9 protein-coding genes are annotated in these 8,315 nt (G+C 65.7%); 3 read left to right on the forward strand and 6 right to left on the reverse strand.

Annotation, left to right across the window (positions count from 1 at the left end):
- Positions 1-10: 10 nt before the first annotated feature.
- Positions 11-1,159, forward strand: a complete 1,149-nt coding sequence (gene fadA6, locus QOH60_RS01035) for a steroid 3-ketoacyl-CoA thiolase FadA6 (protein WP_526416171.1) — start codon at positions 11-13, stop codon at positions 1,157-1,159.
- A gap of 35 nt (positions 1,160-1,194) precedes the next feature.
- On the opposite strand, the gene QOH60_RS01040 is transcribed toward fadA6, so the two are convergent.
- From QOH60_RS01040 to echA20, 5 genes are read right to left on the reverse strand one after another with little or no spacing between them, the layout of a single operon-like run.
- Positions 1,195-2,205, reverse strand: coding sequence for an alcohol dehydrogenase catalytic domain-containing protein (locus QOH60_RS01040; RefSeq protein WP_526416173.1), 1,011 nt, complete (start codon positions 2,203-2,205; stop codon positions 1,195-1,197).
- A gap of 55 nt (positions 2,206-2,260) precedes the next feature.
- Positions 2,261-3,322 carry a (3aS,4S,5R,7aS)-5-hydroxy-7a-methyl-1-oxo-octahydro-1H-indene-4-carboxyl-CoA dehydrogenase gene (gene ipdC / locus QOH60_RS01045; RefSeq protein ID WP_526416175.1) on the reverse strand — a complete coding sequence of 354 codons (1,062 nt, stop codon included), beginning with the start codon at positions 3,320-3,322 and terminating at the stop codon, positions 2,261-2,263.
- Complete coding sequence (ipdB, locus tag QOH60_RS01050) at positions 3,322-4,098, reverse strand: cholesterol ring-cleaving hydrolase subunit IpdB (RefSeq protein WP_526416177.1); 777 nt, start codon at positions 4,096-4,098, stop codon at positions 3,322-3,324. The genes ipdC and ipdB overlap by 1 nt, the downstream gene beginning before the upstream one ends.
- The gene (gene ipdA / locus QOH60_RS01055) at positions 4,095-4,970 is read right to left on the reverse strand and encodes a cholesterol ring-cleaving hydrolase subunit IpdA (protein WP_526416179.1); all 876 of its coding nucleotides are present in this window, start codon (positions 4,968-4,970) and stop codon (positions 4,095-4,097) included. The genes ipdB and ipdA overlap by 4 nt, the downstream gene beginning before the upstream one ends.
- Positions 4,967-5,752, reverse strand: a complete 786-nt coding sequence (echA20, locus tag QOH60_RS01060; RefSeq protein WP_526416181.1) for a (7aS)-7a-methyl-1,5-dioxo-2,3,5,6,7,7a-hexahydro-1H-indene-carboxyl-CoA hydrolase — start codon at positions 5,750-5,752, stop codon at positions 4,967-4,969. The genes ipdA and echA20 overlap by 4 nt, the downstream gene beginning before the upstream one ends.
- A gap of 51 nt (positions 5,753-5,803) precedes the next feature.
- Between echA20 and QOH60_RS01065 the strand changes: the two genes are divergently transcribed.
- Positions 5,804-6,583: an SDR family oxidoreductase gene (locus QOH60_RS01065; RefSeq protein WP_526416183.1), complete on the forward strand. Its 780-nt coding sequence runs from the start codon at positions 5,804-5,806 to the stop codon at positions 6,581-6,583.
- Positions 6,584-6,601: 18 nt separating this feature from the next.
- On the forward strand, positions 6,602-7,507 hold the full coding sequence (locus QOH60_RS01070) for an SDR family oxidoreductase (RefSeq protein WP_526416185.1): 906 nt from the start codon (positions 6,602-6,604) through the stop codon (positions 7,505-7,507).
- 18 nt (positions 7,508-7,525) lie between these two features.
- Here QOH60_RS01070 and QOH60_RS01075 read toward each other — a convergent pair whose 3' ends face one another.
- A complete protein-coding gene (locus tag QOH60_RS01075; protein WP_526416190.1) occupies positions 7,526-8,194 on the reverse strand; it encodes a mycothiol-dependent nitroreductase Rv2466c family protein in 669 nt (222 codons plus the stop codon).
- Positions 8,195-8,315: the final 121 nt, after the last annotated feature.

Genomic DNA, 8,315 nt, shown 5'->3' on the forward strand with positions numbered 1-8,315 from the left:
GGAGTCTGATATGGCTGAGGCGTACGTCATCGAAGCTGTGCGTACCGCAGTCGGAAAGCGCAATGGATCGCTGGCCGGCGTGCACCCCGTCGACCTGGGAGCTGCCGCGTGGCGCGGCTTGTTCGACCGCGTCGACGTCGACCCGGGTGCCGTAGACGACGTCATCGCTGGCTGCGTTGATGCCATCGGCCCACAGGCCGGCAACATCGCCAGGCTGTCGTGGCTGGCGGCGGGATACCCCGAGGAGGTGCCCGGCGTCACCGTCGACCGGCAGTGCGGTTCGAGTCAGCAGGCTATTTCCTTCGGTGCCCAAGCGATCATGTCTGGCACCGCTGATGTCATCGTTGCCGGCGGAGTGCAGAACATGAGCCAGATCCCGATCAGCTCGGCGATGACCGTCGCCGAGCAGTTCGGTTTCACGTCGCCGACCAACGAGTCGAAGAGCTGGCTGCACCGCTACGGCGACCAGGAGATCTCACAGTTCCGCGGCGCGGAGCTCATCGCGGAGAAGTGGAACATCTCGCGCGAGGAGATGGAGCATTACGCGCTACGCAGTCACCAACGCGCCCAAAATGCCATTCGTGCAGGGCATTTCGAGAACGAGATCTTCGAGGTGGACGGATTCCGCACCGATGAGGGCCCGCGTGACACGTCACTGGAGAAGATGGCCGGCCTGAACACACTCGTCGAGGGCGGGCGGTTGACCGCGGCGATGGCCAGCCAGATCTCCGACGGCGCGAGTGCGACCCTGCTTGCCTCCGAGCGCGCCGTGGCCGACCACAAACTCAAGCCGAGGGCTCGTATTCACCACATCAGCGCCCGCGGCGCAGATCCGGTGTTCATGCTGACCGGACCGATTCCGGCGACCCGGTACGCGTTGGAGAAGACCGGCCTGTCCATCGACGACATCGACGTCGTCGAGATCAACGAGGCGTTCGCCCCCGTCGTGCAGGCGTGGCTCAAAGAGATCAAGGCTGATCCGGACAAGGTGAACCCCAACGGAGGAGCGATCGCACTCGGTCATCCGCTGGGCGCGACCGGCGCAAAGCTGTTCGCGACGATGCTGAACGAACTGGAACGCGTCGGCGGTCGCTACGGTCTTCAGACAATGTGCGAAGGCGGCGGGACCGCGAACGTGACGATCATCGAACGCCTCTAGGCCCAACTCACCTCTGCGCCAATAGGCGAGACGGGCTACATGGTCAGGACGCCGCGGTAGCGCGCCTTTCCGTGCTCCATCGCGGCATACGCCTCGGCCGCGTCGGCGAGTGGATACTCCTCGATCCGTGCGCGGACACCGGAGAGCACCGCGAACTGCATCGTCTCCTCGACTTCGCGGGCGGTGCCGGACGGATGCCCGCTCACGCGGAGCGCCGGGGTGATCAGTTGCAGCGGGCTGATCGGCAGCGGATCCGCCGAGACGCCGATGACGACGAGCTCGCCGAGCGGCAGCAGGCCACCGACGGTCTGCCCGATGGCTTGCGGGTTGTTCGCCGTCGCCAAGATGGTGGTCACCCCTCCTAGATCCCTCAGCGCTTCGCTGACGTCACCGGCAGTGGAGTCGACATAGTGGTGTGCACCGAATTCGCGCGCGTCGGCTTCCTTGTCCTTGCCGCGTGCGATCGCGATCGTCTCGAATCCCATCGCCCGCGCCCACTGCACGCCGAGATGTCCGAGCCCTCCGACGCCAAGGACCGCGACCCGGTCCCCTGGAAGCGCACTGGTGTGGCGCAGAGCGTTGTAGGTGGTGACACCGGCGCAGCCCATCGGCGCGGCCTCGCTGAAAGACAGTTCGTCGGGAATCCGCGCAAGCGCGGTCGCCGGCGCAATCACCGACTGCGCGTATCCGCCTGGGTAGGCAACGCTGGGGACTTGACCGTTCTCGCAATGGATCAGGTTGCCCTTACGGCACTGGACACAGCGGTTGCAACAGCCGCCGAACCAGCCCACGCCCACGCGATCGCCCACGGCGAAACCCTCTACACCGTCTCCCAATTCGGCAATGGTTCCGGCAAGTTCGTGGCCCAAGGTCAGCGGCCATGACACCGGGAAGGCCCCGTTTGCGATCTCATGGTCGGTACCGCAGACGCCACAGGCCGCGACGTCGATCCGAACGTGGTCGCGATCGGGGGAGGTGGTTTCGACTTCGGCGAGCTCCAAGGGCCCACCCGCGGATGCGACGTGCACTGCTTGATGAGTCGGCAACTCGGAACCTCCTGCGCGCTGGCCCCCCTCGATAGAACCTTAGTGCCCGGGCGGCCTACTGGATCAAGCCGGAGGCTGCTCGCAGATGTTTGACAGCATCGGCAACGATCGAATCGATCAGCTCGGCGCAAGACGGCAGGTCATCGACGATGCCCGCCACCTGACCGGAGGCCAGCACGCCAGCCTCGGTGTTGCCCTCGACGAGCCCGGCCCGCAGCAGCATCGGGGTGTTGGCGGCCATCAGTACCTGCGCCCACGTCAGCTCTTTGCCGTGCCGCATCGCCAGCCCGTCGCGCACCATCGACCGCCAGGTCATTCCCGACAGCTTCTTGAACTTCGCAGCGTTCCGTACAGCCGCCGTGAAACCTCTGGCGCGAGAACCACTCTCGAGCCGCTCGACCAGCTCCGTTCGCAGGACGCGGTGCGGCATCCCGTCGACGCGTGTCGAGACGACGGTGCCGTCGAGCCCGGCCTCGAGGTAACGCTGTTTGACGGTGTCGGGCACTGTCGAGTCCGATGTCAGCAGGAACCGGGTGCCCATCGCCACCCCGGCCGCGCCGTAGGACAGAGCAGCGGCCAGCCCGCGTCCGTCGAAAAAGCCGCCTGCTGCGATCACAGGAATGTCCACCGCGTCGAGCACTGACGGCAGGAGCAACGTCGTGGCTATTGGCCCGGTGTGGCCGCCGCCCTCACCGCCCTGCACGATCACCGCGTCGGCACCCCACGACGCCACCTTGCGAGCGTGCTTGGCCAGACCGACAGACGGAATCACCACGGCTCCCGCGTCTTTGAGCTTGGCGATCAGTTCCTGACGCGGCGCCAAAGCGAACGACGCCACTTTGACGCCTTCGCGGATCATCAGATCGACGCGATCGTCGGCGTCGGAGGCATCGGCCCGGATGTTCACCCCGAACGGCCGATCGGTGGCGTCCTGGACTTTGCCTATCGCAGTGGCCAGTTCGTCGAGCGTCATCGTCGCTGATGCGAGAATGCCAAGACCGCCGCCGTTGGCGGTCGCGGACACCAACCGCGCACCCGCAACCCACCCCATGCCGGTCTGCACGACGGGGTGCTCGATGCCGACCAGGTCGGTCAGCGGTGTCTTCAGCGCGGCCATCAGCGGATTTCCTTGTCCCGCAATGACTTGGGATCGATCGCTTCGCGCAGGAGCTTCAGCTCGTCATCAGTCGGCAGCCGCGTCGGCTCCGCATCGTCGAGGCCGTGAACGTCGAACGACGTGTTCTCGCGCACTTGGTCAGGCGAGATGCCGGGGTGTAGGGACAGTGCCTGCATGGTGTGGTCGGGACCGTGAAAGTCGAACACACCGAGGTTGGATATCACCCGGTACACGTTGACGAACCGGTATGCGGGGTTGTTCGGATCGACTTTGTCCCAGCCGATTCCACACACGACGTCGACGCTGTCGCAGAACACCCGTGTGGAGTGGTTGCCCACCCAGTAGCTGGTCGCATGGTTGATGGTGTTGCCCGGCGCGCCGCGTGCACCGAACATCTGACGAGTCGGATGCTGCAGCGGTCCGAACGCCGAGAGGTTCTGGTTGCCGTAGCGGTCGACCTGGTTGGCGCCCATGACGACGTGACGACGCCCCCACGCCAGGGTTTCGAAGACCCGGCCGAACGGCATCCATCCCTCGATCGCACCCGAGGCGCCGATCGCGGGAGTGTCAGCGAGAAGCCGTGCTTCGCCGTCGGTCAACAGGATGTCGGGGGAGAACGTCAGCCGGGCCAGCCGCGCGCCTACCGACACCATGGTCGCCATGGGGCTGACCATGATTTCGCCGGCGTCGCGGAACAGCTCGGCGCACGCGACGGCGCACACCTCAGCGCGGGATGCCGCGGTTTCTCCCGTCGCTTCGCTCGCCCCGGATGTCATTGCCCCTCCTGGAATTTGCGCACCGCGGCCTGGTAGTCATCTTCACTGCCCGAAAGGTAGGTGGCGACGAACTCATGCCACGACTCGTCGGAGGCCGCGGCCTCGGCGTAGTGGCGTTGGAACTTCTCGTCGCGGCGGTAATCCGGTTCGGCCGTGGTGAAATGAGCGCCGTTAGGTGACTCGACGACCGCGTCGACCATCATCCGATTGATCAGCATCGCTTGTGGTGGAACGGCTTTCACCAGCTCCTCGGTGGGCACCACCTGCTCGACTGAGAGGTAGCGCTGGTCGGCGGCCATCAGGAACAGATCGTCGAAGTACGGGTCGATGCCCGTGTATGCCGCGTTGCCGTGTGCGTCGCCGAGGTTCATGTGCACGAAGGCGGCGTCGAGCGTGAGCGCGGGCATCGCGATGAGCTCCTCGTAGCCACCGTCGGCGGGATACGGCGAAGTCACGGTCTTGAGTTCGTCACCCCAGAACGACCGAATGTCGCTGCCAAGCCCGGCGCGGATGGGCAGGAACGGAAGCCGTTGCGCCGCGGCCTGTAAACCGCAGCGCAGCATGCCTTCGTCCATCTCCCGGGCCTCGATCGAACCGCTGGTCCGAGCTTTGGCGAACCAGGGGTCGTAGAACGGCGGCGAATCCAGGGATACGAAGCCGTAATACACGCGGCGAACCTTTCCGGCCGAGCACAGCAGCCCGAGGTCCGGCCCTCCGTAGCAGACGACGTTGAGGTCGGTGACGTCGGTGCGCAGAAGCGCCCGCACGAAAGCCATTGGCTTGCGCCGTGATCCCCAGCCGCCGATGCCGATGGTCATCCCGCTGCGCAGCTCGGAGACCGCCTCGTCGAGCGTAGTGCGTTTGTCGCTCACTCGGACTTCCCCTTGGAGGTACCCGCGAACGCGTCGCGGTGCTCGTCGGACACGCCAGCGAGGTTGAGCTCGAATGTGAAGCCCTGCTCCATCCGGTAGCTGGAGTTCACCCGTTGCACGTCAATGAAATTGAGCGCCTCCTTGGCGGCGCGTATCACCCGGGTGTCCTTGGCCGCGATGTCGCGGGCAACCCGCAGCGCGGCCTCATCGAGCTCTTCGCGCGGAACGACCTCGTGCACCGAGCCGAAGTGGTGAAGTGTCGCGGCGTCGACGGTCGCCGCGGTGAAGAACAACCGTCGCATCATGTGTTGGGGTACAAGGCGAGACAGGTGGGTGGCAGCGCCGAGTGCGCCCCGCTCCACCTCCGGCAGCCCGAACGTCGCATCATCGGAGGCCACGATGACGTCGGCGTTGCCGACCAGCCCGATGCCACCCCCGACGCAGAATCCGTTCACTGCCGCGACCACAGGAACCGCGCACTCGTAGACCGCCCGAAACGCGGCGAAGCACCCGCGGTTCGCGTCGATCAGCGCGGTGTAGGCGGGGGCCTGATTGCTCCTCGCGTGCGCAGCGGTGGTTTGCATCTCCTTGATGTCGACGCCCGCGTTGAAGCCGCGGCCCTCGGCGCGAAGGATCACGACGTGGGTGTCGGTGCTGGCCCCGGCGGCGGTAATGGCGTCGGCGAGTTCGAACCAACCGCGGGACGGGATTGCGTTGACCGGCGGATAGTCGACGGTGACGGCGACGATGCCGGGCTCGACAGTTGCTGACGTGATGGCCATAGGACTTCCTGGTTGTTAGGAAAGCAAGCACTTGCTTGGTAAGCTAGCACAGTGACCGACGCCGGCCCAGGGCTTCCCCTCAATTTCGGGCTCTCCGGCAAGGTGGTGCTGGTGACCGGCGGTGTGCGTGGTGTCGGCGCCGGGATCAGCGCCGTCTTCGCCGAGCAGGGCGCGACGGTGGTGACGTGCGCGCGGCGCCCGGTCGAGGGCCTGCCGTACGAGTTTCACAGTTGCGACGTCCGCGACGACGACAACGTCAAAGGCCTGATCGACGCCGTTGTGGCCGACCACGGCCGCCTCGATGTGGTGGTCAACAATGCGGGCGGATCGCCGTACGTGGCCGCCGCGGAGGCGTCGGCGAAGTTCAGTGCCAAGATCATTCAGTTGAATCTGCTGGGGCCGCTGTCGGTTTCGACCCACGCCAACGCGGTGATGCAGACGCAGGAGCGCGGTGGGTCGATCGTGAACGTCGCGAGCGTCAGTGGCCGTCGTCCTACTCCGGGGACAGTCGCCTACGGAGCGGCCAAGGCCGGCGTCGAGAGCATCACCAGCACACTCGCGGTCGAATGGGCACCCAAAGTCAGGGTCAACTCCGTGGTGGTCGGGATGGTCGAAACCGAGCAATCAGAACTCTTCTACGGCGACGCGGATTCGATTGCGGCGATATCGAAGAACGTGCCGTTGGGCCGGCTGGCCAAGCCCGCCGACGTCGGTTGGGCCGCAGCGTTTCTGGCGTCCGATGCCGCGTCCTACATCAGCGGCGCCTCGCTCGAGGTGCACGGTGGCGGTGAGCCCCCGCACTATCTGGCGACGACTACCGCAATCAAATAGGCAAGGGAGACAACGGATATGGGACTGGTCGATGGCCGCGTGGTGATCGTTACGGGCGCAGGCGGCGGAATCGGACGCGCTCATGCGCTGGCATTCGCCGCCGAGGGCGCGCGGGTGGTGGTCAACGACATCGGCGTTGGGCTCGACGGGTCCCCGGCCGGCGGTGGCAGCGCGGCACAAGGAGTGGTCGACGAGATCACTGCAGCCGGTGGTGAAGCCGTCACGAGCGGCGCCAACGTCGCCGACTGGGCGCAGGCCGAAGGTTTGATTCACACGGCCGTTGACGCCTTCGGCGGACTCGACGTGTTGGTCAACAACGCGGGCATCGTCCGAGACCGCATGTTCGCCAACACCAGCGAGGACGAGTTCGACGCCGTCATCGCCGTGCACTTGAAGGGCCACTTCGCCACAATGCGGCACGCGGCCGCGTACTGGCGTGCCCAGTCCAAGGCGGGCAAAACCGTCGACGCGCGGATCATCAACACCAGTTCCGGTGCGGGCCTGCAAGGCAGTGTGGGACAAGCGAATTACAGTGCGGCTAAGGCGGGCATCGCGGCGATGACGCTGGTCGCCGCCGCTGAGATGGGCCGATACGGCGTCACTGTCAATGCGATCGCGCCATCCGCGCGGACCCGGATGACCGAGACCGTCTTCGCCGAGATGATGTCGACTCAGGATGCCGAATTCGATGCCATGGCACCAGAGAACATCTCGCCGTTGGTGGTCTGGCTGGGCAGCACCGAGTCGCGCGACGTCACCGGCAGGATGTTCGAGGTCGAGGGTGGCATCGTACGCGTGGCCGAAGGGTGGGCGCACGGTCCGGAGGTCGACAAGGGCGCGCGGTGGGATCCGGCCGAACTCGGGTCCGTCGTCGCCGACTTGCTCGCCAAAGCACGCCCGCCGGTGCCCGTCTTCGGCGCCTGAATCGCCTCGTGTATGCCGCTACTTCTTGACGCGCCGGCTACCCCCATGCCAGTCCTCTTCCTTACCAACCGATTCGGGGTCAACACCGAACGCGGCAAGCTGAGGACGTTCACGAAGGCTTCGTTTGATCTCGGCGAAGCCTGCAAAATCGGCGACGGCGATGACATGGTCCCAGAGCTCGACGGCATCGTCGCTGCTCGGCAGCCGGCTGATCACCGGCCCGAAGAACGCCGTCCCGGCCGGCGGCTTGAAGTGAAGGATCGGCGTGCCGACATCGCGTCCTGTAAGGCCAAGCGCCTCTTCGGTTTCCGCGCGGATGATGTTATCGAACGTTGTATCGTCGAGCGCGTCGGCCATGGTGCGGGGCAGACCCGCAACCTGAAGTGCGGAATCCACCAGCGATCGCGCAGCCTGGTCCGCAGCGGCCAACTTCTCCAGTCGCACAGTGTCGAACAGGCGGGTTCCCAGCGCTTCGTACAGAGGGCCGACCGCGTCGCGGCCGTGCTCGTCTCGCACCCGCGCGGCCACCCGCAGCAGCTTCAGGCCCGCCGTGTGCCCGTCTTCGTAATAAGCGGGAAAGTGCGCGGCATAGTCTATGTTCGCGTTGAGGATCCGCAGCGAGATGAACCGCCAGTCCACGCTGTAGTCGCGCTGTGCCGCGACCATGCGCACCCACTTGCTCGTCATCCACGCGAACGGGCACACCGGGTCGAAATAGAAGTGCAAGTCGTAATTCACGGCTCGCACACCACAATCGGGATCGTGCGCTGCGTCCAAGCCTGGTAGTCCTCGAACGTCGGGTACATCT

Source organism: Mycobacterium sp. (genome assembly GCF_032159765.1).
In the GTDB taxonomy this organism is placed as follows: domain Bacteria; phylum Actinomycetota; class Actinomycetes; order Mycobacteriales; family Mycobacteriaceae; genus Mycobacterium.